The following is a 24,919-nucleotide window of genomic DNA, read 5'->3' on the forward strand; positions in this document are numbered from 1 at the left end:
CTTACTTTGCACCCCTGGTACAAAATATCCCTGAATATGAAAAAAGTACTGCCAATCAACGCTGTCAGTACCACCAAAAATTTATACACCACCTGCTGCTGCAAAATCGCCTTATTAAATAGGTTTACTTTTGTTTTTTATTGCAGGACTGCATTGGCACTTTTAAATATTTTTTAGAAAAATGCTTGCATTTGTTATTTTAAAGGCGTATAATGCGTTTTAGAAAAGATAAGGCGACACTTATTTTTGCTTTAAGTGTCGCCCTATCTTTTTATTTTTCTGTGCCTTTTCTCTGCTCCGGTACGGTTATGACTGTCGCGTCATAGCCTGCCGGCTCTCAAAGGCCGTTTGTTTTATGTTCTTTGACGATGGCACTGCTCAGCTCATGCAGACAGTCACCCAGCTTGTCCAGCCGCTGCTCCATGCGCAGCAGCAGGTACCAGCTCAATACTATCGGGAAGCCAAAATTGCCAACTGCTTTGAATATTTCCTGCATATCCACTAGGCCAGCACGTCGATGGTGACTGTTTTGATGCGAGCTTCGGTAAATTCGGTCAGTTCCAAACCGCCGCTAGTAAGCACGTTGGCTTCGATGATCTTATCGGCAGCTGTTTTGGCTTCGGCAAGAGTAAGGCCTTCGCGCGGGTCGGCGATGCTGAGGGTTTTTTTGGCGCCGTCGCTTTTGGTGAAGATGAGTTCAAGTGTTTTTTCCATGGTGGTTGCTCCTTTTTTGTAGGTTTTGCGCCTACTTTATTTTTTTGTCTTTTTGGACTTTTGTATTTTAATTGTGGATTTTGGATTTTGCGTTTTTTTTGCTTTCAAATTTTGGTTCAATGTTTTAAATTTTTTTATTTTTGCTATGTACCTTTCTTGGACAAGAAAGGTACCCAAAGAACTTTGCGCACTGTGGCAAGTCCTGTTTAGCTTTGTTCGCTGTCCGGCTTCCAGGCAACTCGGCATTGTAGTGCAAAGAAAATCTTTAGCTACAAATCGTCAATGCCTCAAACAGTCCCTCCAGCACTTACAGCTCACATCGCACACAACGGACTGGACCACAATGTGCGCTCAAACCCCCTGCATCGTACAAATTACTGCAAAATTTCATGAGAAAGGTATCGACATTCTGATGTTATCAATACTGATTGACTACAGCAGTAGAACGTAGGGTGTTAGGGCACATTGAGCAGATTTTGTTATGTGCGATGCGAATAAGGCGATAGCGGAGTGACTTGTTTGAGGCATTGTTGCTCAGATGATTTATCTTCGGCAACAATGCCGAGTTTCGCGGAGCCGCCGTTGAGCAAAGCTAAATAAAAATCTGCGACGTGCCGGTTTTTCTTTGGTTCGTTTCTTTTGCCGCCAAAAGAAATGAACATTTAAAAAGAAAAGTCTTTGCTGACTTTCTTTCAAGAAAGTCGAGAAAATTCTAAAAAACAAGCGGATAATTTGTAAAATTATTCCGCTTGAGCCAGCTCGGCCTTTTCCGTCACGTAGACGTTGACTACCTCATGGCTCATCAGCTCGTTCAAGGCATTGGCGACGGCAAGGCACTTGTCGTCCTCTGCGTCCAGCTTGACGCTGCCGATAGATACAGATTTGACCTGCGCCGCTCCCAGCGCGTTGACGCCGTTTTCGACTGCTAAGGATAATTTGTAAGATGTTGCTGTTTTGGTTGTTGTTGGCATAATGATTACTCCTTTATTTTTTGTATTGGTTGCTTGTCTTGTTGTTACAGGTTTGCGTCCGGCTCAGCGGACCAGATACCACAGGGCTTTGCCTCTTAGCACCTGTCCGCCCGGTTTCATAGTGCCGTCGCCGGGTGAATCGCGCATATACCACAGGTCCCAGCGGGTCTGGGGGTCGCCGCTGTAGGGGCCGTAGCCGTCGCAAAGCGCTGCTTCGCAGTGGGTCATAACAGTACCGGGTTCGATGGTCAGATCCAGTTTGACGGCAAGTAGTGCCAGCATTTGCGCCAGTTTGTCGGTCTGCGCCGCCGTGGGGGCAAAAGGCCCCAGTTCGGCGTCGTAGCCGTGGTTGGCCTGTGCGCCCAGCCCGCCGCAGAGGGCGATGCCGATGCTGCCTGTGTTGCGCCGCCAGGTATGGCTTTTGCGTTCGGTCAGGCTGGTGCAGCTGCGGTAGATCGTACCGTCGGCATCGATGTTCAGGTGATAGTCGTCGTAGACCTGTCCATAGCGGCCTGCCGTCCAGTGCAGATAGATCTGCGCGATGCGGTTGCGTGCGCAGGCGGCCAGTTCGGCGAGCTGTATCAGTGATACTGTCTGCGGCTGTGTGATCAGCATTTTACTTCCTCCCTTCGTCAGTATTCTGCAGGGAACTGCCGGGCAGGTTTTGTTTTGGCCCTGCTGCCCTACACTTACTAAGTACATGGTTTTTTTGCTGAAAATCAGGTTGAGGGCAAAAAAAAAAATTTTTTTTATTTTTTTCGTGCGAACCTGATTTTTGCATTTTTTGCTGTGTATTTAGTAAGTGTAAAACCAAACCGTCTTTTTCTTTTAGTATTTTCTTTTTCTTAACAGGTTTCTACCTCTCACCGGGGTTCTACAGGCTCTTTTGTTTTAGTGTTAATTTATTTAGTATCAGTACTGCTAAGTACGAAAGTACAGGATCAGACGGCGGCGTTTTAACAACCTAAGGAGGCGTATTTTTTTGTATTTATCTGTTTTATTTGTGAAAGGCGGCGGTGTTGATGAGGCATGACTGCGGCGCAGAGGCACAGGAAAGGCGTTTGGCAAAGATCGAGGCTGACTGGCTGGCCGCACCGGAGGATGCGGAGCTGCTGGAGGTTTATACCTGCGGATTATGCGGCAGCCCTATTTTTGAGGGTGAGGAATATCTGGCTGTAGATAACTGCGGCGAGGTGTGCAGTGAGTGTCTGGAGGGATTGAGCGCCAAGGATTTTGCTTTGGCGGCTTTGGAGCTAAAAACCGGCGCAGCCGGAGTGAACGGGAGATAACAGGCAGATGAACGAACGATCAAATACAGAGCAGCTGGATTTTGCAGTTTTGGTGCCGCTGGCACAGTCAGGCGACAGCCGGGCCGTCAACAGGCTTTTACTGGGCTTTACGCCGATGGTGCGGGCTTTTAAATATAACAGTTATTATGTGCATTTTCTGGAACAGGAGGATACGGAGATTTTTGCTTTGATGGCGGTCAATGACGCGATCATGAGCTTTAGGCATAGTAATTTCCATTTTTTTACTTCGCACGTCAGATTTACGATCCGCCGGCAGCTGAATTTGCAGGTGCAGAAGCAAAAACTGCGGCTGGATTGCGAGCAGGCAACGCTGAACGAGGAAAAGAGCCTGACTTTGGATACTTTTGCCGCTGACCGCTATAGTGAAAGTACCCGTGCGGACGAGCTCAGCGCCGGTCTGCTGGAGCTGCTGGCACAGCTGCCCCGGCTGCAGCGGCTGGTACTCAGCGAGGTGTTCCTGGCGGGCAAAAGCCTGCGTGAGGTGGCAGCGGCGCTGGGCATTACCTGCCAAAGCGTGTTTTGTTCCAAGCGTGACGGGCTGGCCAAGCTGCGGCTGGCTTACGGCGTAGATGCGGGCGGGCTGCACTGATGGAGCGGCCGTACGTTTTTATGCAGCGGGCGCTGCTTACTTTTAAGGCGGCCGGCTTGCATCCGCCGCTGTCTGGTTTTGCCGAGGAGGATTTCTGGCTACGGCTATGGGTGGAGCGGTACGGCGCTTTGGAGCCGCAGCTTTTTAACTGCTGTGTGAAGAAGCTGGCCGGCGAGCGGTATTTTCCGCGGCTGCACGATATGGATGCGGCAGTGCTGGACGAGCAGAAAAAGCGGCAGCTGGCCCGGCGGCGCACGCAGGAGCGCCGGACAGACTGCCCTGAGCCGGATTTGTTTGACCTGGCCAACAGCCAGCGCCGGGTGCGTGAGATCATCGAGCATCTGCAAAACAGGCTGCTGCCGGTATACAAATAACAAAAGACCAGAGCAAAAATTGCTCTGGTCTTTTGTTATTACTGCTTTAACGGAGGCTTTGATTTTTAAAGCGTCTTATCTTCGTCCATAAATCCGGGCACAAATTTCATACATAAGGCCGCATATTTATCCTGCGCCGATAAAAAGGTATCGATGAGATAGCCTTTTTCTTTAGCATACTGATCCAAACCACGATAATAATAATTCTTGTGCAGGTTATCGATTATAAAGGGAACAATATTGTTCTTCAGACATTCTTTAAACATGAGCAGTCTTCCTACACGGCCGTTGCCGTCCTGAAAAGGATGGATCTGTTCAAAGCTTACATGGAAGTCAATAATCTCTGCCAGTGTTCTTGTACCCGGTGCATTATAAGCGGCAAGCAAGGCCAGGATCTGATCGGCTACCTGCCCGGGCGGCGTTGTCGCATGGCCGCTGACTATATTTTCCAGGGCTTTATATTCGCCTGTCCTGAACCAGCTGAGATCTGCATCGCTGGTACCCTGTTTCAGGATTTTATGAATTTCTTTGATAGATTTCTCGCTCAGTTCCTGCATGGTATTGAGTAAAATATAGTCAAAGGCCCGAAAATGGTTGCGCGCTTCGATCACATCATCGGCACGTATCAGTTCATCTTTAGCAGCTGTCAGCGTTTGCGTTTCAAAAAGGCTGCGGGTATGTTCTTTGGACAGCTGACTGCCTTCGATCCGGTTACTGTTATAGGCCAGGTCGATTTGAGTAAGGTAGTAAATGCCACCTTTATACTGCATCTTCTGTTCCTGGCTGAGCTGCTTTAATATATTTTCCGCTTTCATTTTCCGCACTCCTTTTAGCTTTCTCTGCTACTATATTATACCACAAGGGCATGTATGAGTACTAAGTTCGAAAACACCTCACTAAGTACTCAAACGATACCACAAGGGTATGTATGAGTACTAAGTTTGAAAATACCTCACTAAGTACTCAAACGATACCGCATCATAATTATAAAGCAGGTTTTAAGTATCTGCTTTGAAGCAAAAGCAAGGGCCCGCTTTGATCAAAGCAGGCCCTTTCAGGGAAATATTTCAATCAAGATAGAGGGTTAGAGTATCTTGACGAAAAGCAAATTTAGTTATGCCGGCAGTTTTGCCGGGCTTAGAAGGTCCAGCGGGCGCCGACGTTCCACTGCCAGTTTTTGGTGAAGTCGCTGCCGGCGCTGCGTTCTACATCCAGATAGATGTGGCTGTTGTCGCTGGTTTTGAAGGCGGCGCCGACGCCGTATTCAAACCAGGTGTCGTTGAAGGTGTCGCTGACTTTGAGGCTGTCAGTACCGTCGTTCATCGTTACGTTATAGCCGCCGCCAAATTCGTGCAGCAGGTTGGCTTTGGCGTAGACGATGCCCTTACTGCCGATCTCACGGCCGATGTTGAAGCCGATGCGGCCAACTGCGCTTTTGATGCCACTTTGGTCGATATCGATGCCGTTGCTGGTGCTATAATAGTCACCGCCCAGATAGCCCAGGGTGAACTGAGCCTGAGGCTCGAAATACCAGCCGTGTTCCAGCGCGTTTTTACGGCCGTATTCGGCGCTCAGCGAGATGCCGGTGTTGTTAAAGTCGCCGGTGATCTTGTTGCTTCTGGTATCGTAAACGGTAAAGTCATTGTCCATAGTGCCGATCTTTAAGATCATGTCCAGATAATGGCCTTTGCTGCCGATCTCGGTATTATAGAAGCTGATAGCTTTGCTGCTGTTGTCGCCGCTGCCGCGGGTATAACTGCTGTCGCCGTCGGTGTAGCTGAAGGCTACGCCCTGGTAACGGGTCTTGTCTGCTGTTTGTTTGGTCACAGCGTCGTAGCCCAGCTCGTAGGCGGTGTATTTGTTTTCAAAATCAAAACTGCCGTCGCGGCCGATCTTGGCGCCGCGGATACGGAACCAGACGCCCTGGGTATCTTCGCCATTCAGGCGCAGTTCGCCCATGCGCTGCAGCAGTTTGTCATTTTCGTTGCGCCAGGTGTGGTAGTTGAGCGCGTTGGCGCTCATTACTGTCTGGATGCTGGTAGTAGGCACGTTGATCTTGACGACCTGTTTCAGGTACCAGTCTTTGGTGTAGCTGCCGCTGAGGTCAGCGGTGTCCTGCTTATCCAGTTCATAGCGGTTCCAGTACAGAGTGCCTTCGCCGTCGACGGCTGCAAAGCTGCCGTTATGGTTGTTGACTGTTGCCAGCACTGTGCCGACGCCTTCTGCTCCGATCGGGGTGTGGCTGTTGACATCGTACAGGTCGATGTACTGGGTACCGGTGAGGGTATCGGTTATATACAGCTTGTCGCTGTTGTTAGCGCTCAGACTGGTGTCAACATGCATTTTGATGACGCCGTCATTGCCGCTGAGGTTTTCGACCATCAGTGCAGTAAATTTGCCGTTGTCCTGCGTCATGTCGATGGTAGAATGGTCGTTGACCAGATGGTTGAGATAGGAATGGTCTGTTACTTCCCAGACAGAGTTTTCAGTCAGGCTGAGGTCGGTTCTGGCGCTGTTATCTGTTTCGATCTTGCCGTGCATATAGGAGGCCGAGTTCATGGAAAGATCGACCTGCCCGCCAAAAACATTGAGGATATTGCCGACGATATTGTATTTGCCGGCGTTACCGGTGATCTTGCCGCCATCATAAAGATAAAAGGCATAGCCGTTTTCGTTGTCGCTGCCGGCGTTTGTCAGGATGGTTGCGCCGTTGAGTACGGCTTCCGAGCCCGCGTCTTTGACGAGGATGCCCATAGCCCATTTGCTGCTGCTGTCGTTGCTGGAATTGATGGTCAGGCCGCTGCCGAATTCTATTTTACCGGTTAGGGTAGCAAAGGCGCCCAGGGACGCGGCGTCAGTACTGTGAACACTGATATTGGCATTTTTGCCGATGTTCATTTGGGCGCCGTTCCTGCCTGCTTCTACACCTCTGGCTTCGTCTTTAGCGTTTACCGTAACTTTCAGATTGTCGCCGACTGCAGCACTGGCGCTGTCACCGGCCAGAATGCCATAGGCATAGCCAGTGCCTTTATTGGTGATATTGATTTCCAGATCATTCCCGCCCAGGATCGTACCGGGACCGCCGTAGGAGTTGTTGCCGGCATACATTCCGTAAATGCTTTCGCTGGAGTTGCCGCTGACGGTGATCTTCGATGCGTCGCCCAGTTTTACTGTCGCGCCGGCAAAAGTCTGCAGACCGTATACCCGATGGTCGATAGCGGTATTGTCGATCATGGTGAGGTTGATTTTTTGCAGGTCGCTGACGCCGGAGGTCAGCCAAAGTCCCGTTGCTGTGGCATTGTGATTGTTAGCGTCTGTAAAGCCGTTGATCGTCAGGTTGATAGGATCGCCGTAAACAAGGCCGCTGCCGGAGGTATAGTAAACGCCTATGACGCCCTGGAAGCTGTTGTTTTGGTTACTGCCGATGATTGTTGCCGTGCCATTGACTGCCGCCAGCGCCGCTGCGCTGGTAAACGGTTCATCAACACCCTCTGTGGCACCGGCAATATTGGGACTTGCCAGCAGCAGCCCCAAAACTACTGCTTTTTCCAAAAGTCTTTTGTTGTTGGTCATTGTAAATCATTCCCCTTTTTGATTTTATTAAAATTAGACCGACTGCAGAATAAGCTCAGTCCATCTAGATTTTTCCAGATAATTTCCAACTATCAGGGTTATTCTTTCGCGATACTTAAGCTTTAATTACATAGATAATTTTCATCTATATAGATTAACCCAAGCCATTATACACTATCTGTCCCCCCCGCAAGACTTATTTACTTTTTATTTATTACAACTTGAGCTTAGTCTTGCAAAAGCTTACGCCGCCGCTGATTTTGGAAACACAAAAAGCCCGGTTCAAAAACCGGGCCTGCAATTCATACTTTTGGTTTTTTTATTGCGTTAAGCTATGTTTATTTTGTCAACTGCTTCCGATTGCAGTATAATGTTAGTCAATAAATAAATTTATACGGAGTTGATGATGATGTCTGAAATAAAAGCTTTGAGCCCGGAGATCAAGCACAGGGTACTGAAGATGCAGCAAAACGAGCTGACGGAATACCATATTTATACGAAGGTAGCAGGCTTTGTCAAAAACCCGGACAACAAGGCCACGCTGCTGAAAATAGCCAATGAGGAGCACCGTCACTGCCAGATCTGGGAAAGCTTTACTAAGGAAAAGGTGCAGCCTTTACAATGGAAGATCTGGTGGTATACCCTGCTGTCGGTGATCTTTGGTTATACCTTTGCCCTGAAGCTGATGGAGGGCAACGAGGGCGACGCGGCTTATAATTATGAGGAGATCGCCGCCGAGATACCGCAGGCGCAGAAGATCGCCGAGGATGAGGACCGGCACGAGCAGCAGCTGCTGGCCATCTTGGACGAGGAACGCCTGCAGTATGTGGGGTCGATGGTGCTGGGGCTGAACGATGCCCTGGTAGAGCTGACAGGTACTTTGGCCGGGCTGACGCTGGCGCTGCAGAATACCAAGCTGATCGCTTTGTCGGGGCTTATCACCGGCGTTTCGGCAACTTTGTCGATGGCTTCGTCCGAGTTTCTTTCGGCCCGCAGCGAAGGCCGCGAGGATGCTTTGAAGTCGTGTACTTATACTGGTATCGCTTACTGCATCACGGTGGCGCTGCTGGTGCTGCCCTATCTTATTTTTGATGATGAGCATTATCTGCACGCTTTGGGAACGATGCTGCTGACGGTGGTGCTGATAATTTTGGTGTTTACCTATTATATTTCGGTCGCCAAAGACCTGGATTTCAAAAAGCGCTTTTGGGAAATGGCGATCATCAGTCTCAGTGTAGCGGCATTTTCCTTCGTTATCGGCCTGCTGGTGAAAGAGGCTTTGGGAATAGATATTTGATTTTGACGTCATTGTGCCCGCATAGCGGTGCACAGCAAAAAGACGCAGCTTATAAAAGCTGCGTCTTTTTTTATAGCTGTATTCAGTTCAGTTTTCCAAGTCTGCGTACTGCGTTCTTTTCAGACCAGTCCCAGCCATTTCCAATAGGTAGCGCCCAGGATCATGATCAGGGCGAAAGCAATGATGGTGATCGGGATACCGGCACGCACGAAGTCATGTACTTCAAAGGTATCGGTGCCGTAAGCGATCATGTTCTGCGGCGCGTTGACCGGCAGGATAAAGCCGAAGCTGACGACGTATTGCAGGATCATGGTCATACCGACGATATTGACGCCCGGAGTTTTGAGATGCTGCAGCACGGAAATAACGATCGGGATAATGGCTGCCGCCAGACCTGTGGCGCTGGCAAAGCCCATGTGGATAACGATGAGGAACAGGGACATGATCGCCAGGACCATCAGAGTAGTCGAGTTTTCGAGCCCAAAGCCGACAACGATCTCGTTGGCCATCCAGGTGGCTGCTTTGGTAGAGAGCAAAGCCGTGCCCAGTGAGATGCCGACGCCGAACAGGAGCACTGTGCCCCAGTTGATCTTATGCACGACGTCGTTCCAGTTCATGACGCCGATCTTGGGCAGCATCAGCAGGGTGACTGCGACCATTGTCGTCGTGGAGGTATCGATGGGATGCAGTTTCTTTTCGGTGGTCCAGAAGATCAGCAGGAAAATGGAGATGACTAACAGCTTCATTTCATCGACGCTGACCTTGCCCATTTCTTTGAGCAGGCGGGCCACTGTTTCTTTGCCGCCTTTGATCTCGTCGATTTCCGGCGGCATCAGATGCATCATCAGCTTATACAAAATGATGGACATCAAAAGTGAAAACGGAGCTGCTGCGACGAACCAGTCGAGCCAGGAGATATCGACGCCCAGCTGGCTGCTGATAAAATTGACGGCGACCATGTTCTGCGCGGCCGCAGTTTTGATACCGACGTTCCAGACGCTGTCGACCTGAGCGACAGTGATCATCAGCATACCGGCAAACCTGCTTTTCAGCGGCACATCGAAAGCTTTGATCATGCCCATAACAATCGGTACCAGACAGGCTACACGGGCCGTGGTACTGGGTACGAAAAAGCTGAGGAAAAGCCGCAGAGGATGACGCCGATGACGACGCGGTTCGATTTTGCGCCCAATTTGGAGAGTATCACCAGCGCGATACGTTTATCAAGGCCGGTCTTAGTCATGGCCACAGCCAGGAACATGGCTGCCGCTACCAGACAGAAGGCTGTGGAGGCAAAGCCTTTCAGCCCGATGCCGAGGCCTGCCGCCGTCCCAAACAGCTTACCGGTTGCGGGATTGGGAGCAAAGCCGATGAGCAGCGCCATCAGGGTCATGATAACGCCGGCGCTGACCGGGTAGGAGATCGCCGTTGTCGCCCAGACGATAACTGAAAAGACCATGATGCCGATCATTCTCTGGCCGGCTACGGAGAGCCCTTCGGGGTTAGGCAGCAGTACAATAGCTGCTAACGCCGCCAGTGCCAGATAAAAACCGTACTTTTTGAAAAATCCCACTTCTGCTGTTGTTGTTTTTTTGTCCGTTTCCATAATTTCACATCCTTTGCATTAGAGTTGCATATAGAAAATGCTACGGGCCTGGCGCCCTGCATCAAAGCGGTTGCGAGGCTGCAAAGTGCAGCTATAGATACCAGAAAAAATAATCGTAGATATAAACAGAAAACTCCGATATGTACCGTCATCGGTATATCGGATTTCTTCTTTGCTTTCTCTACCCTGATTATACAGGCTTTGCAGCGATTTTTCAACCGTGCTTCTGTTTCATAAGTTACACTTATGAAAATTTGCCTGAACTTTTTATACTTTCAAAATATTATCTATACTTTACAAACTAATTTCTATAATTATATTTGCTTGACATATAATCTTCTGCACTTTTTTTCACTTTTGCTGTAGTCTTTCTGACCATTCGGCTTCTTTGAAACCGACCAGTACTGCATCGTCCGTTATCAAAAGCGGCCGCTTGACCAGCATACCGTCGGTCGTCAAAAGCTGCAGCTGCTCTTCCTCGTTCAGCTGCGGCAGTTTATCTTTCAGTCCCAGCGCTTTATATTGCAGGCCGCTGGTATTAAAAAACTTTTTCAGCGGCAGTCCGCTTGCCTGCTGCCAGCTGCGCAGTTCTTCGGCAGTAGGATTGTCGGTTTTGATGTCGCGTTTAGTGTATTCAAGGTTCTGCGTCTGTAAATATCTTTCGGCTTTCAGGCAGGTGCTGCATTTGGGATAACAAATAAAAAGCATGCTCTCACTCCTTTGTTTTTGTTATTATAGCATGTTTTATCAGGTCTGTGGCAGTATTTCATAAAGTCCATTATTTATCACGATATTTTTATCGTCATAGCTTAAATTTTATTTTTCTTATTATCAAGGATAATAAATTAATTATTTTTTCATTATATTATATTGCAGGAATATTCACAGCAGATAACGAATATATAAAGTTACTATATATATGAAAGGAGCTGAGCATCAAGTGGAACTTCACTTTAGACGCAGAGAGAATTTTAAAACCTAGATAAGGAGGAACCCCTATTGATTCAATTTATCAACGTAAGTAAAGCTTACAAACAGCACAATGTTTTAGAGAATATCAACTTTTCGATCAACGAGGGCGAACTGGTGGTGCTCATCGGCCCTTCCGGCTGCGGCAAAACTACTTTGCTGAAGATGATCAACCGTCTGATCGACCCTACCGCAGGTCAGATCCTGATCAACGGAACTGATATTATGGCGCAGGACCCGATCGAGCTGCGCCGGAATATGGGTTACGTGATCCAGCAGACCGGCCTGTTCGTACATATGACGGTGCGAGAAAATATCGAGATCATTCCGCAGCTGGCCAAACTGCCGCGGGAAGAGATCGTTGAACGTACAGTAAACCTGATGGAAATGGTGGGCCTGCCGCAGGAATTCCTGGACCGCTATCCCAACCATCTTTCCGGCGGCCAGCAGCAGCGTATCGGCGTAGCCCGCGCTTTTGCCATGGACCCCGGCATCATTTTGATGGACGAGCCGTTTTCGGCGTTAGACCCTATCACCCGCAGTCAGCTGCAGGACGAGCTGGTCAATCTGCAGGCGAAGCTGCGCAAGACTATTGTCTTTGTTACTCATGATATGGACGAAGCGGTGAAGATCGCTGACCGTATCTGTATTTTACATTCCGGCGCTATTTTGCAATACGACACGCCGGAAAATATCCTGAAGAACCCCGCTGACGGTTTTGTCAGCGAATTTGTAGGTTCTAAGCGCATTTGGAGCAGTCCCGAACTGATCAAGGCCAAAGATATCATGATCCGCACGCCGAAGATCACCTACCCCGATGTGCCGATGCTGAAATGCATCGAAAAAATGCGGATCGAAAATGTCGACAGCCTTCTGGTCGTCGACGAAAGTGAACATTTATTGGGGATCATCCGCGCCCGTTCTATCCATGCGGCGCCGGATAAAAGCGAGCCGGTGTATACGGTGATGCAGCCGGCACAGGCAACGGCCGCCCCCAACGAGAACATTGTGGCCCTGCTTAAAAAGGTCAACAGCAATCATATTTCCAATGTTCCCGTAGTAGACGAAAATAAGCGGCTGCTGGGCCTTATCACTCATTCCAGCCTCGTGACGACGATGAGTCAGCAATTTATTGACTTTGAGGAGGGCGGAGCATGAGCGGATTATTAGCATATGTGCAGGACCAGCAGCAATATATAGGACTTTTACTGCTCAGTCACATCCAGTTGACTTTGCTTTCGGTAGCTATCGCTGTTTGTATCGGTGTGCCGCTGGGTATTTACATTTCTGGGCGTGAGCGTTTGCTGCGCCCGGTAATGGGTTTTGCCAATCTGGCCCAGGCTATTCCCAGTCTGGCGCTGCTCGGTTTTCTGGTTCCTTATATGGGTATCGGCGCCGTCACCGCTGTAGCGATGGTCGTTTTGTATTCGCTGCTGCCTATTTTGAAAAATACCTGTACCGGGCTGCGCAATATCAGCGCCGATACGCTGGAGGCAGCAAAAGGTATCGGCATGACGGATATGCAGATACTGTTCAAGGTGCGCCTGCCGCTGGCTCTGCCTGTGATCATGGCGGGCATACGCATTTCCAGCGTTACTGCCGTAGGGCTGATGACAATCGCGGCTTATATCGGCGCAGGCGGCCTGGGCACACTGGTGATCAGCGGTATCCAGACCGATAATGCCAATATGATCCTGGCGGGCGCGATCCCTGCCTGCTGTCTGGCGCTTTTGATGGACTTTTTGATGAGCAAGGTCGAAACTGCGGTAACACCTGTCTCGCTGCGCCCTGCTTCGAAAAAAATGTCCAAGGAAAGCCTGGAACGCACCCGGCAGCACCATAAACGTATTCTGGCAGTTGCCGGCATGATCGTTATTATCAGCAGCGGTTATCTGCTGAGCCACGAGTTTTTAAATAAGCCTGATCTCCGCATCGGCTCCAAGGATGCGACGGAAAGCGTGATCGTCGGTAATATGCTGGCCGACCTGATCGAGGCCAAAACTGACCTCAAGGTCGAACGTAAGCTTGCTTTAGGCGGCACGATGATCGCTTTTGAAGCGCTGCGTTCGGGCGAGATCGACCTGTATCCTGAATATACGGGCACCGGCTACAGCACGATCTTAAAAAACAAGCTGAGGCCCGGTTTTACACCGGAGGAAATGTATCTGCTGGTTCAACAGCAGATGCGTGACACACATCAGATCGAGCTGCTGGAAAGCTTCGGGTTTAACAATACCTACGTTTTGGCGGTAACACAGGAGACCGCGGCTAAATATCATCTCAAGACGATGACCGATCTGACCCGAGTCAGTCATAATCTGCGTTTCGGCTGCTCGCCGGAATTTGCGGCCCGTGACGACGGTTTGCCGGGCATCGAAAAAACTTATGGTATGACCTTCAAATCGGTCAATAATTTCTCCGGTACGCTGATGTATACGGCGATCACGTCTGACAATGTCGATGTGATCACAGCTTTTTCGACAGACGGACTGCTGCAGAAATATGATTTGGTACTGCTGGAAGACGATAAAAATTTCTTCCCGCCCTATTATATGCTGCCTTTCGTCAACGGTAAAACCAACGCCGAGCATCCTGAGATCGCTCAGGCTTTGTCTGCGCTCAGCAGCGCCATTGATGACACAACGATGCAAAAGCTGAATTATGAAGTAGTTGAAAAGGGCCGCGACCGGGCAGAAGTAGCCCGCACCTTCCTTTTGGAGCGTGGTCTGGTAAAACCGGAAGATTTTAAAAACTAAAAATTTTTAGCGGCGCTTGCCCCCGTTGGCAGCGCCGTTAAGTTTTTCCTGGTACCGGAAGCCTGCTTTTATTTGATTGACAAGCTCTGCTATTATCTTTAAAATGGTTATACCAGCATTAATTAAGGAGTTTACCATGAGTGAGAACACTAAAAAATATATTCTGATCACCGCAGCTTTGATCGTTATCGGCGCGGCCCTGTACTTTTTTTACTGGATGCGCACGCCGCAATATACCTTCACCCAGATCCATGAGGCCGTGCAGCAGCATGACCTGAGCAAATTTGAAAAGCATGTCGACCTTAATTCACTGTATGCCCATGCGTATGACGATGTGGTTTATTACGCCTTCGGCGACCCAAAAGAGGCCAATCCCTTTTTACTGGGTATCGTCCAGAGCCTGAAAAGCGCCGTTGTGCCGATCATGACCGAACAGACCAGACATTATGTAGAAACAGGCACGCTGGAGGATCACAGCGAAGACAGCAGTGATCCAGACGCCACGGCCTCAGTGCCGGCGCCTGCCCCCAGCCCCAAAAATGAAGGCCAGCAGCTGGCCGAGCAGCTTAAAGACCGTACCGGCTTTGGCACGATGCGTTACGAGGGCGTGGAAAGCAGCGAGCAGGTGGGCAAAACTGCCGATGTGGCTGTGAAGCTGTATGATAAACAGCTGGAGCATAATTTTATCCTGCACGTCAAAATGTACGAACTGGACGACGGCAGCTGGCGCCTGACAGAGATCACCAACCTGAAAGAACTGCTGAAGGAACGTGAGCAGGCTACGGCGGCAAAGCTCCAGCAGCTTAACAGCAAGGTGCAGGCCGAACTGGATGCCGCCATTACTTCTGCGCCGGGAACGATCTCGATCGCTTCCAGCGGCGGCTGGTTCCCCTCTTACACTATGCAGGCTGCTTTTACCCTGCGCAATATCTCCGGTAAAACCATTACAGGCCTGCAGGGCTTTGTGGAAGTGTTGGATAACGACGGTATGCTGCTGCAGCGCTGCCGTTTCAACGAATATCTTACTTTGGCGCCTCAGGGCAGCATCAGCCTGAACAAGCTGTTCAGCCTCAACCAGTTCAAGCCTGAGACCGTGCGTTTGCTGCGCAGCGATCTGAAAACGGTCAAATGGCAGCCCGTTATCAGCAGCGTCAGCTTCGGCGACGGCAGTAAACTGCAGCTGCTGACGGAAATACCTAAAAACAAATAAAGCGCATAAAAAATAGACACGCCTGAGCGTGTCTATTTTTGTTTTCTTCAGTTCATATCATAGCTGATAATATCAGAAATAGTGTCGATAGGGATGAAATATTTAACGATGCCTGCCGACATGGGCGCAACTTCGCCCGGATTGTAGACGATATAAAAACCAAAATTCTGCAGATCGGAATCTACATAGAATTTTTCGTTACCAGTAATGGTAACTTTCTGGTAAGCAACTGCCGGATCTTTCATTTGTGCTTTCAATCTGTTATCGCCTTTTTGCTGAATGGCGATCAGCATTTCCAGGCGTTCTTTGTAAGCGTCGCCGGGAATGAACATATCGGCCAGAATATAGATCTTACCGGTTTTCGGATTAACGGTCAGCGTTGTGACCGACTGGTTATCGTGAGCGCCGCCGGTATAAGCGGAAGCGTGTTGTTCAAGCGATAACAGCTCGTCGCCGGCAGTATAGACCGTATAGTCGATGTCCAGTTTATACTTTTCATCAGCTTTAGTTTTGCCAAGCTCCTTCTGTTCTTTGTCAAAGCCGGCGTTTACCAGAAAGGCACTGCCTTTCACAAGCGCAAATCCTTCCTGCACCGGGTCAGAAGCACCGTTGGTAAAGTCCAGGTAGTTGTCTAAAGTTATTTTCTGACTGTCGCTGGGCAAATATTTATAGATCTCAGCTACAGTATTTTTTGTGGTCATTTGCGTCAGCAGCGTGTCCATCTTGGCGCCGCCGACAGAACCGGTAATGACAGGAGTAGCTGTCTTGACCTGTCCTTCGTTGATTTTTTTAGTTTTAACAGTCAGCCCTGCCGCAAAAGCCGATGCCGCAACGCTCAAAGTCAGCGCGGCAGCAATGCCTGCTGTAAGGAATTTTCTGGATATTTTCATAAAAGCACCTCCTAGTTTCTTTAATACAAGTATAGCATTTTGTATAATAAAGTCAACTATAGTAAAACTTTTTCAACATTTAGTATATTTTAAGCGATTTCAATTTTTACAAATGCTACTTTTAAAAACATTAGTTTAGCTCAAATATTTACCGTTGTTTTTACAACTGTCACGGCACAAAAAAATGCGACCTTCGGCTTGCTGCCAGGGTCGCATTTTATGATAAATTTTAAATTGAATGCAATTGGTGGAGATGAGGGGAGTCGAACCCCTGTCCGAAAATATTGCAATATGACTTTCTCCGAGCGCAGCCGTTATTTTAGCTTTCGCTTCCTTGACGCCCAGCGGCAGGCTTCGCGGTCGCTATCTCGATGAGCTTCCCCTGCCGGCCTCCGAGAATTGGCCTGCGGGTATCCCACTGTTTGCGTCTTTTCCGTTCCCATGGGAGGAGGATCGGAAAGACGTTAGCATTAAGCTGCTAAAGCGTAATCAGTTTTTGCGTTTACTTTAAACGTCCGCCGTTTAACGTGCTGACGGAACCACGGCTCGCTTATCATACCACACCTACCCCCGTCGAAACCAGTACATCCCCGGTTAAAGTATGGCCTGTAAGGCTCTAATTATTCTAACACAGGCGCCTGCTGCTTGCAAGCGCTGCCCTGTGAAGAATCTGCAACTTTTAGCGGTTTCGCTCCTTCATGGCGCGTTCCATTTCACGTTTGGCGTCTTTATTGGCCAGGTCCTGCCGTTTATCATACAGCTTTTTGCCTGTGGCCAGCGCCAGCTCCATTTTTACCAGCCCGTGGGTAAAATACATTTTCAAAGGCACCAAAGCGTAGCCTTTTTCCTTTACCTTGCCGATCAGGCGGCGTATTTCCTCGCGGTGCAGCAGCAACCTGCGGTTGCGAAGCGGGTCGTGATTGAAGCGGTTGCCCTGGTCATAAGGACTGATGTGCAGGTTATAGACATAGACCTCAGCCGTCTTGGTGATCTGGGCATAGCTGTCTTTCATATTGGCTTTGCCTGCCCGCAGTGATTTTACTTCGGTGCCTGTCAGCTCGATACCGGCTTCGTAGGTTTCATGGATCGTAAAATCATGCCGGGCTTTTCTGTTTTCCGCAATGATCTTGATTTTCTTTTCTGCCATTATTGTTCACCTGGTCATGATTATTTTTTCTTGCGGCCTTTTTTCCTGTTTTTGGCATGGTTAGCGTATTTATTACCGCCAATGCCGCCTTTGCCGCGTTTTTCCAGCGGCTTTTTGCGGGGGCTTTTTTTGCCCTGTTTTTTGCCGCCGCTTTTTTCGACCGCGCTGCGGGCCGAAGCATGGCTGCGCTGGCCTAAAAGCTGTGCTTTGATGCGGTCACGGGCAGCGTCGTTTTCGCCGGCCATGATAAAATCGATGTTCCTGTCGGCGATATTGACCTGTAAGACCTCGATCCGCACCGGGTCACCCAAACGGTAGACCTTGCGTGTATGCGAGCCTACAAGGGCATATCTGTCCTCGTAGAACTCATAATAATCGTCCATCAGGCTGGAAATATGCACCAGACCTTCGACGCCGTTTTCCAGCTCGATAAACATTCCGAAAGCTGTGACGCCGGAAATAACGCCGTCGAACTCTTCGCCGATATGACCGCCCATATATTCCGCCTTTTTCAGGTCAACGGTAGCCCGCTCTGCTTCTGCGGCCGCCCGTTCGCGGATCGAGGCATGCTCGGCGATCGCATCCAGGTTCAGCTCCAGTTTTTCGCTTTTCCCGGCGTTCATCGTCGGGTCGCTGATCCAGGCATGCAGCAGGCGGTGGACGATCAGATCAGGATAGCGTCTGATTGGCGAGGTGAAATGGGTATAATATTCTGCCGCCAGGCCAAAGTGACCGATATTCTCGGTCTGATAAACAGCCTGTTTCAGCGAGCGCAGGGCCACGGTAGCCGCCAGGCGTTCTTCCGGCTTGCCGGACATTGCTGCCAGGGCCTTCTGCACTTCGATCGGCTTGGTTTCTTCGCTGACCTTCAGCTTGACATTAAAGTTAGCCAGAAGCTTGGCTAAATCTTTCATTTTTTCTTCGTTGGGCAGATCGTGGACCCGGTAGATAAAGGGCCACTTTTGATTGAACATATGGCGCGCCACGGTCTCGTTGGCGGCCAGCATAAATTCTTCGATCACAGACTCGGCAATACTGCGGACACGCTGCACGATTTCCACAGGCCGGCCCTGTTCATCTAAAATGACCTTCTGTTCCGGCAGGTCAAAGTCGATAGCGCCGCGCGTGGTACGTTTTTTGCGCAGCACCAGGCACAGCTCCTCCATCAGTTTCAGCATCGGTACTACGTCTTCATATTTCTGCGTCAGTTCCGCATCGCCATTGACGAGTATCTCACGCACGATACGGTAGCTGATACGGTGCCGAACGTGGATGACGGACGGGAATATCTCGTAGCTCAGAATGCGCCCCTTACGGTCGATCCGCATCTCACAGGACATGGTCAGCCGGTCTTCACCGGCATTAAGACTGCAGATACCGTTGGATAAGCGTTCCGGCAGCATCGGCAGCACCCTGTCTACCAGATAGACGCTGGTGCCGCGCTCACGGGCTTCTTTATCCAGAATAGCGTTTTCTTTGACATAATAGCTGACATCGGCGATATGTACGCCCAGTAAAAATTCGTCTTTACCAAGCTGCTTCACATAGACGGCATCGTCCAGATCCTTGGCGTCATCGCCGTCGACAGTCACGATCGGCAGCTCGCGCAGGTCGCGCCTGCCTGCCAGTTCGCTTTGCTTGATGCTTTTCGGCACCCGCTTCGAGGCTTCAAGGACCTGCGGCGGGAATTCCAGCGGCAGGTCGTTCTGCTTGATGATCGAAAGGATCTCCAGCCCCACGTCGCCCACATTGCCCAGGATCTCAATGACCTTACCTTCGGCATTGCGGCGTTCTACCGGCCATTGGGTGATTTCTGCCACGACCTTCTGATTGGTCTTGGCGCCGCCGAAATGACGTTTCATGATATAAATGTCCTGCCCGATCCGTTTGTCGTCAGGCGTGACAAAGCCAAAATCGCCGCTTTGATGAAAAATACCGACGATCTTGTTGTTGGCATGGGTGATGATACGAATGATCTCACCCTCCGGCTTCTTGCCGCCGCTGGAGCTTTCCACACGTGCCATGACGCGGTCGTTGTTCATGGCGCCGCCCAAAGCACGGGGCGGAATGAAGACATCGGGGCGCTCGCCCTTGTTGTCAGGGATCACGAAGCCAAAGCCCTTGCTGGTGAGCTGAAAACGCCCGACTACCAGACCCATTTTTTCAGGCAGTCCATAGGTACCGAAGCGGGTCTTGATAATATCGCCGTTTTCTTCCAGTTCCAGCAGGTCCTTCCAGAAGTGATCAAGATTGCCCGTAACGGGGATCGTTTCGATCAGTTCTTCCGCTGTCTGCGGCGCATACGAGCTGCCCCGCATAAAATCTAATATTGTTGTTTTACTGCTTTTCGCTTGCATTGTTGTCCTCCAGCATCATTTTAGCTACTGCTTCAGCAGCTACGATGCCGTCTTTCGTAATTATTTGGCCCTGCATTTCTACCAGGCGGCCTTTTTGTTTCAAACGCCGGCCCACGCATTTTACCGTTTCACCGATCATGACCGGCTGGCGGTAACGCAGTTCCATTTTTGCCGTATAGGCAGGTTTTCCTTCAGTTGTAAACAGATAATGGCCCATGATCTCGTCCAGCAAGACGCTGATCAGCCCGCCATGCATTCTGCCGTCATAGCTTTGATGTTCTTTTTGCGGCGTAAAATAAGCTACGCACGCTTCGGCATCCATCGTAAATTCCATTTTTAAACCAATAGGGTTATCTTTGCCGCAGGCAAAGCACCAGGTATATTCTTTTTCCTGCATTTTCTTACTCCATTAAAAATTCATAAATTTTTGCAAAAACATCGTCCCGTTCATTATCCAGGGTCAGGATATGGCCGGAATGATGATACCAGACAAGTTTTTTGACAGCCGTGCCCAGATGGTCGTAAATATATTGAGCGCTGGCAGGTTTTACCGTATGCTCTACTTTAGACTGCATCACCAGGCAGGGTATTTTGATGGCCTTTAAATACTTCTTTTTGCATAGATCGACCAGCTCAAAAAGGCTGCTCAGCGGTTTGACCGGCATCAAGTGGTAACAGACGCTGTAGCTTGCCGGCACCTGATACTGGCGCTGCCGCTTTTTCAGGTAACGGATAAAAAAGCGCAGCAGCGGCAGATAAGGTGCGCGCCTGTCACAGACATAGATTGGCGCGGCCAGGATTGCGGCTTTACTGACCGGCAGTTCAGCCGCCGCCTTGATCGTCAGCAGTCCGCCCATGGACAGCCCGACTATCGCAACGCTGTCGCAAATTTCCCACAGCCGCTGCACACCGTCCTCTACAGCCTGATACCAGTCCTGCCATTTCGTCTCGTTCAGCTCCTGCGGCGTAGTGCCGTGTCCTGCCAAACGCACGCCCAGCACCGTCAGTCCCTGCAGCCGGAGATATTCGCCCAGCAGGCGCATCTCACCCGGAGCCCCTGTATAGCCATGTACCAGGACTACGCCCTGTTTACTGCCCTGAAAGAAAAATTCTTCATTACCGCTGAATGACTGCACTGTCTTACGCTCCTAATCTTACTTATACTATAATATTATATCACACTGATATGTGTTTTCACTAGGCTTCAAAATACCATCGCCAGTTTTGCCGACTTCGTCGGAATAGGTAATCCACAACGCTCCTTATTCAGTCGCGTCTTTTGGATAGTTTGCCGTCACGTTTATTCACTTCGTGACTAAACGGCGCTCACTAAAAAAATCCCACATCCGAAGATGTGGGATTTTACAAACAACTTACAATTCTTATTTAAAGAAGCCCAGGAGGATACCGCCATGAGCAGCCAGAACCGGTGCAAATACCAGGGAAACGATCGTCATCAATTTGATGAGGATGTTCATTGCCGGGCCGGAAGTATCTTTAAACGGATCGCCTACGGTGTCGCCGGTAACAGCTGCTTTATGAGCTTCGCTGCCTTTACCGCCATGAACGCCGGATTCGATGTATTTTTTAGCATTATCCCAGGCGCCGCCTGCGTTAGCCATCAAAATAGCTACCAGTACGCCGGCTGCCAAAGAGCCGCCGATCATGCCGCCCAATGCTTCGGTACCAAAAAGGAAACCGATCAGCAGCGGAGCAACGATTGCCAGCACGCCGGGCAGAACCATTTCGTGCAGGGCAGCAGCAGTAGAAATATCTACGCATTTACGATAGTCAGCTTTGCCTTTGCCTTCCAGCAAGCCGGGGATCTCACGGAATTGACGACGAACTTCTTCGATCATTTCATAAGCGGCTTTACCAACAGATTCCATGGTCATAGCGCCGAAAACGAACGGCAGAGTTGCGCCGATGAAGAGACCTACCAGAGTTACAGGGTTCAGCAGGTCGATATTAGTGAGGTTAACGGTGTGCGCATAAGCAGAGAACAGAGCCAGTGCGGTAAGCGCAGCGGAACCGATAGCAAAACCTTTACCGATAGCAGCAGTAGTGTTGCCAACGGAGTCAAGTTTATCAGTGATCTCACGAACTTCAGGAGGAAGCTCGGACATTTCAGCAATACCGCCGGCATTGTCGGCGATTGGGCCGTAAGCGTCAACAGCAACGGTCAAGCCGGTAGTGGAGAGCATGCCTACAGCAGCCAGAGAGATACCGAACAGGCCCATGCCGCCGTTAGTAGCGCCGCCCATAACAAAGAAGGATACGATTACACCGATGCAGATGAAAAGCATAGGCCAGAAAGTAGAATACATACCTACTGCCAAACCGGCAATAATAGTAGTTGCCGGACCGGTTTCGGATTGCTGAGCGATTTTCTTGACGCTGCCGTAATCAGCAGAGGTATAGATCTCGGTGATCTTGCCGATGATCATACCAACCAGAAGACCGGCTGCGATAGCCCAGAAAGCACTCAAAGAACCGAACAGATTGCTGGAGAGATAAGCGGCAGCAGCGATAACGATAGCACCGCCGATGTAAGTACCGCTGTTCAAAGCAGCCTGCGGGTTTTGAGATTTGCTGGAACGGGCAAACATAACGCCGATGATAGAAGCAAGGATACCTGCAACAGCCAGCATGAAAACAAATTCTACGCCTTCGCCGCCGGGATATGCCACAGCGCCCAGAGTCAGAGCGGAGATGATCGCGCCTACATAGGACTCGAACAAGTCAGCGCCCATACCGGCAACGTCGCCTACGTTATCGCCTACGTTATCAGCGATAGTAGCAGGGTTACGCGGATCGTCTTCCGGGATACCGGCTTCAACTTTACCAACAAGGTCAGCGCCAACGTCAGCAGCTTTGGTATAAATACCGCCGCCAACACGGGCAAACAAAGCGATCGAGCTTGCGCCCAGACCAAAACCGGTAACGATATCGATGTTACGGTCAAAAACAAAATAAGCTACGGAAAGGCCGGCAATACCAAGGCCTACAACGCCGAGACCCATTACAGCACCGCCGGAGAAGGCGATTTTCAGAGCTTCGCTCATGCCGTGACGGGCAGCTTCAGCCGTACGGACGTTAGCTTTAGTAGCTACGGTCATGCCCAGGTAACCTGCGCAGATGGAGAAAACAGCACCGCCGATAAAGCAGAGTGCAGTGCTTACGGATAAGAATGTAGCGATAATTGCAGCAACAACAACGATGAAGACAGCAAGATATTTGTATTCTCTGTACAAGAATGCCATTGCGCCTTCATGGATATAGCCAGCGATCTCCTTCATACGGGCAGTACCGGCATTAGCAGCGCTGATAGCGTTGCTGAGCATTACTGCCACGCCGAGGGCAACAAGACCGACGACTACAGATAAAATTAAATAAGTACTCAAAACATTGATCCCCTTTCTGTTTCTTTTGAGTTTTTAAAAATTAAGAACGCAAAGCGTTCTTTTTAACCAAATTAACCGTTGATTTTTGCCAGAGCAAGCGTAATGATACCAAAAGCAGCACCCAAACCAATCGTAACTTTAGCCATTAAAGTATCAACATCATTACCCTTGCCGAAGAAGGCGCCACCACCGCCTCCGCCGAACGCATCTGACAAGCCTGAGCCCTTCCCGGACTGCATTAACACAGACGCTATCAAGGCGATACAGACGATTACGTCTAATACCATTAAGACAGTTGCAATCACAAAGCTTACCTCCTCTTTTACTTAGTACCTAACTATTCTATCATAATGTCATACAGCTTACAACGGTAAAATATAAAAAATTGTACAAAATTTACCAAAAAACAGGGCAAATACACGTCCGGTATCTGCCCTGCTCCAAAATAGCCGTTCTGCCGGTTATTTATTGATATTGTAGAATACAGCCTTGCCTTTATATTTAGCAGCGCCGCCCAGGTCTTCCTCGATGCGGAGCAGCTGGTTATATTTGGCAACGCGGTCGGTACGCGCCGGCGCGCCGGTCTTGATCTGTCCGGCATTGACAGCAACGGCGATATCGGCCAGAGTAGTATCCTCGGTCTCACCGCTGCGGTGCGAAATGATGCAGGTATAGCCTGCGCGTTTCGCAGTTTCAATAGCGTTGAAGGTCTCGGTCAAAGTACCGATCTGATTGACTTTGATCAAAATAGCGTTGGCGGTAGCGTTTTTGATACCTTCAAGCAGGCGCTGCTCGTTAGTAACGAACAGGTCGTCGCCCACCAGCTGCACTTTGTCACCCAGTTTCTTCGTCAGCGCTTTCCAGCCCTTCCAGTCATCTTCTGCCAGGCCGTCTTCGATCGAAACGATAGGATATTTTGCGCACAAAGCAGCCAGATAATCAACCATTTGGTTGGAGGTTTTGACTAAACCTTCGCCTTCCATCTGGTATTTGCCGTCTTTATAAAATTCGCTGGCGGCTACGTCCAAAGCGATCATAATATCTTCGCCCGGCTTGTAGCCTGCTTTTTTGACAGCTTCCAAAATAACTTCGATAGCTTCTTCATTGGATTTCAAGTTCGGTGCAAAGCCGCCTTCGTCGCCCAGACCGGTCCCCAGTCCTTTAGCGTTCAGCAGTGCTTTCAAGCCATGATAGATCTCAGCGTTCATCCGCAGCGCCTCGCTGAAGCTTGCAGCGCCGACAGGCATGATCATAAATTCCTGGATATCGACATTATTGTCAGCATGCTGACCGCCGTTCAGGATATTCATCATCGGCACCGGCAGCTCCTGCGCCACAACGCCGCCCAGGTACAGATACAGCGGCAGGCCTACAGAAGCAGCAGCGGCTTTGGCAACAGCCATGGAAACGCCCAAAATAGCATTGGCGCCTAATTTACCTTTATTCGGGGTCCCATCCAGACGGATCAGCATCTCATCGACTTCTACCTGACGGGTCGCTTCCAGGCCGATCAAAGCTTCGGCGATAACATCGTTGACATTATCGACAGCTTTGGTGACGCCTTTGCCCAGATAACGGGTTTTGTCACCGTCACGCAGTTCTACCGCTTCATGCACACCGGTAGACGCCCCGGAAGGAACAGCTGCGCGGCCGATAGAACCGTCTTCCAGACAAACCTCGACTTCGACAGTCGGATTGCCGCGGGAATCCAAAATCTCTCTTGCATATACTTCAGTAATCATTGCCACTCTA

General features: G+C 49.9%; 22 protein-coding genes, 1 other RNA gene and 1 pseudogene. 7 read left to right on the plus strand and 17 right to left on the minus strand.

The genetic code is table 11. The features are described 5' to 3' along the window. Positions 1–337 precede the first annotated feature (337 nt). The 4 genes from Q4G98_RS10660 to Q4G98_RS10675 all read right to left on the minus strand — a co-directional run bounded on the left by Q4G98_RS10660 (position 338) and on the right by Q4G98_RS10675 (position 2,387). Positions 338–496: a YvrJ family protein gene (locus Q4G98_RS10660; protein WP_301961978.1), complete on the minus strand. Its 159-nt coding sequence runs from the start codon at positions 494–496 to the stop codon at positions 338–340. Positions 497–501: 5 nt separating this feature from the next. Next, positions 502–714 carry a DUF2922 domain-containing protein gene (locus tag Q4G98_RS10665; protein ID WP_293546195.1) on the minus strand — a complete coding sequence of 71 codons (213 nt, stop codon included), beginning with the start codon at positions 712–714 and terminating at the stop codon, positions 502–504. Between the two features lie 740 nt (positions 715–1,454). Beyond that, on the minus strand, positions 1,455–1,685 hold the full coding sequence (locus Q4G98_RS10670) for a DUF1659 domain-containing protein (protein WP_298564214.1): 231 nt from the start codon (positions 1,683–1,685) through the stop codon (positions 1,455–1,457). A gap of 63 nt (positions 1,686–1,748) precedes the next feature. Next, positions 1,749–2,387 (minus strand): N-acetylmuramoyl-L-alanine amidase, encoded by a 639-nt coding sequence (locus Q4G98_RS10675; RefSeq protein WP_301961979.1) that lies wholly within the window; start codon positions 2,385–2,387, stop codon positions 1,749–1,751. Between the two features lie 320 nt (positions 2,388–2,707). On the opposite strand from Q4G98_RS10675, the gene Q4G98_RS10680 reads away from it, so the two are divergent. From Q4G98_RS10680 to Q4G98_RS10690, 3 genes are read left to right on the plus strand one after another with little or no spacing between them, the layout of a single operon-like run. Next, positions 2,708–2,974 carry a hypothetical protein gene (locus Q4G98_RS10680; RefSeq protein ID WP_293547201.1) on the plus strand — a complete coding sequence of 89 codons (267 nt, stop codon included), beginning with the start codon at positions 2,708–2,710 and terminating at the stop codon, positions 2,972–2,974. A gap of 7 nt (positions 2,975–2,981) precedes the next feature. After that, positions 2,982–3,584 (plus strand): sigma-70 family RNA polymerase sigma factor, encoded by a 603-nt coding sequence (locus Q4G98_RS10685; RefSeq protein ID WP_298564209.1) that lies wholly within the window; start codon positions 2,982–2,984, stop codon positions 3,582–3,584. Then, a complete protein-coding gene (locus Q4G98_RS10690) occupies positions 3,584–3,958 on the plus strand; it encodes a hypothetical protein (protein ID WP_298564206.1) in 375 nt (124 codons plus the stop codon). Before Q4G98_RS10685 ends, Q4G98_RS10690 begins: the two co-directional genes overlap by 1 nt. 65 nt (positions 3,959–4,023) lie before the next feature. On the opposite strand, the gene Q4G98_RS10695 is transcribed toward Q4G98_RS10690, so the two are convergent. Together Q4G98_RS10695 and Q4G98_RS10700 are read right to left on the minus strand one after the other, a co-directional pair. After that, entirely contained in the window at positions 4,024–4,773 is a 750-nt protein-coding gene (locus Q4G98_RS10695) for a Fic family protein (protein ID WP_298564205.1), read from the minus strand. A 322-nt stretch (positions 4,774–5,095) separates the two neighbouring features. Beyond that, a complete protein-coding gene (locus Q4G98_RS10700; RefSeq protein WP_298564204.1) occupies positions 5,096–7,531 on the minus strand; it encodes an autotransporter outer membrane beta-barrel domain-containing protein in 2,436 nt (811 codons plus the stop codon). Positions 7,532–7,940: 409 nt separating this feature from the next. Between Q4G98_RS10700 and Q4G98_RS10705 the strand changes: the two genes are divergently transcribed. Continuing rightward, positions 7,941–8,828: a VIT1/CCC1 transporter family protein gene (locus tag Q4G98_RS10705; protein ID WP_301961980.1), complete on the plus strand. Its 888-nt coding sequence runs from the start codon at positions 7,941–7,943 to the stop codon at positions 8,826–8,828. A 119-nt stretch (positions 8,829–8,947) separates the two neighbouring features. On the opposite strand, the pseudogene Q4G98_RS10710 reads toward Q4G98_RS10705, so the two are convergent. Both Q4G98_RS10710 and Q4G98_RS10720 read right to left on the minus strand, forming a co-directional pair. Beyond that, positions 8,948–10,434, minus strand: a pseudogene (locus Q4G98_RS10710) (DASS family sodium-coupled anion symporter). A gap of 351 nt (positions 10,435–10,785) precedes the next feature. After that, the gene (locus tag Q4G98_RS10720; protein WP_298564196.1) at positions 10,786–11,142 is read right to left on the minus strand and encodes an arsenate reductase family protein; all 357 of its coding nucleotides are present in this window, start codon (positions 11,140–11,142) and stop codon (positions 10,786–10,788) included. A 291-nt stretch (positions 11,143–11,433) separates the two neighbouring features. On the opposite strand from Q4G98_RS10720, the gene Q4G98_RS10725 reads away from it, so the two are divergent. From Q4G98_RS10725 to Q4G98_RS10735, 3 genes are all read left to right on the plus strand, one after another. Next, complete coding sequence (locus Q4G98_RS10725; RefSeq protein ID WP_293719774.1) at positions 11,434–12,561, plus strand: ABC transporter ATP-binding protein; 1,128 nt, start codon at positions 11,434–11,436, stop codon at positions 12,559–12,561. Then, complete coding sequence (locus Q4G98_RS10730) at positions 12,558–14,159, plus strand: glycine betaine ABC transporter substrate-binding protein (RefSeq protein ID WP_298564194.1); 1,602 nt, start codon at positions 12,558–12,560, stop codon at positions 14,157–14,159. Before Q4G98_RS10725 ends, Q4G98_RS10730 begins: the two co-directional genes overlap by 4 nt. A gap of 136 nt (positions 14,160–14,295) precedes the next feature. Next, on the plus strand, positions 14,296–15,369 hold the full coding sequence (locus tag Q4G98_RS10735; RefSeq protein WP_298564192.1) for a hypothetical protein: 1,074 nt from the start codon (positions 14,296–14,298) through the stop codon (positions 15,367–15,369). Positions 15,370–15,416: 47 nt separating this feature from the next. On the opposite strand, the gene Q4G98_RS10740 is transcribed toward Q4G98_RS10735, so the two are convergent. The 9 genes from Q4G98_RS10740 to eno all read right to left on the minus strand — a co-directional run bounded on the left by Q4G98_RS10740 (position 15,417) and on the right by eno (position 24,915). Further along, the gene (locus tag Q4G98_RS10740) at positions 15,417–16,259 is read right to left on the minus strand and encodes a DUF3298 and DUF4163 domain-containing protein (protein ID WP_298564191.1); all 843 of its coding nucleotides are present in this window, start codon (positions 16,257–16,259) and stop codon (positions 15,417–15,419) included. A 245-nt stretch (positions 16,260–16,504) separates the two neighbouring features. Continuing rightward, positions 16,505–16,851: a transfer-messenger RNA gene (ssrA, locus tag Q4G98_RS10745) on the minus strand. Positions 16,852–16,938: 87 nt separating this feature from the next. Further along, positions 16,939–17,406: an SsrA-binding protein SmpB gene (gene smpB, locus Q4G98_RS10750; RefSeq protein WP_177559366.1), complete on the minus strand. Its 468-nt coding sequence runs from the start codon at positions 17,404–17,406 to the stop codon at positions 16,939–16,941. Between the two features lie 20 nt (positions 17,407–17,426). After that, positions 17,427–19,763 (minus strand): ribonuclease R, encoded by a 2,337-nt coding sequence (rnr, locus tag Q4G98_RS10755; RefSeq protein WP_298564188.1) that lies wholly within the window; start codon positions 19,761–19,763, stop codon positions 17,427–17,429. Beyond that, a complete protein-coding gene (locus Q4G98_RS10760) occupies positions 19,744–20,160 on the minus strand; it encodes a PaaI family thioesterase (protein ID WP_177559370.1) in 417 nt (138 codons plus the stop codon). The genes rnr and Q4G98_RS10760 overlap by 20 nt, the downstream gene beginning before the upstream one ends. Before the next feature lie 4 nt (positions 20,161–20,164). Next, positions 20,165–20,899 (minus strand): carboxylesterase, encoded by a 735-nt coding sequence (locus Q4G98_RS10765; RefSeq protein WP_298564186.1) that lies wholly within the window; start codon positions 20,897–20,899, stop codon positions 20,165–20,167. A 246-nt stretch (positions 20,900–21,145) separates the two neighbouring features. Beyond that, positions 21,146–23,167 carry a sodium-translocating pyrophosphatase gene (locus Q4G98_RS10770; RefSeq protein ID WP_177559375.1) on the minus strand — a complete coding sequence of 674 codons (2,022 nt, stop codon included), beginning with the start codon at positions 23,165–23,167 and terminating at the stop codon, positions 21,146–21,148. Between the two features lie 71 nt (positions 23,168–23,238). Continuing rightward, positions 23,239–23,472, minus strand: a complete 234-nt coding sequence (secG, locus tag Q4G98_RS10775; protein WP_293547243.1) for a preprotein translocase subunit SecG — start codon at positions 23,470–23,472, stop codon at positions 23,239–23,241. A 156-nt stretch (positions 23,473–23,628) separates the two neighbouring features. Then, positions 23,629–24,915: a phosphopyruvate hydratase gene (eno, locus tag Q4G98_RS10780; RefSeq protein WP_298564183.1), complete on the minus strand. Its 1,287-nt coding sequence runs from the start codon at positions 24,913–24,915 to the stop codon at positions 23,629–23,631. Between the last annotated feature and the right edge of the window lie 4 nt (positions 24,916–24,919).

It is taken from the genome of uncultured Phascolarctobacterium sp., assembly GCF_958349595.1.
In the GTDB taxonomy this organism is placed as follows: domain Bacteria; phylum Bacillota; class Negativicutes; order Acidaminococcales; family Acidaminococcaceae; genus Phascolarctobacterium.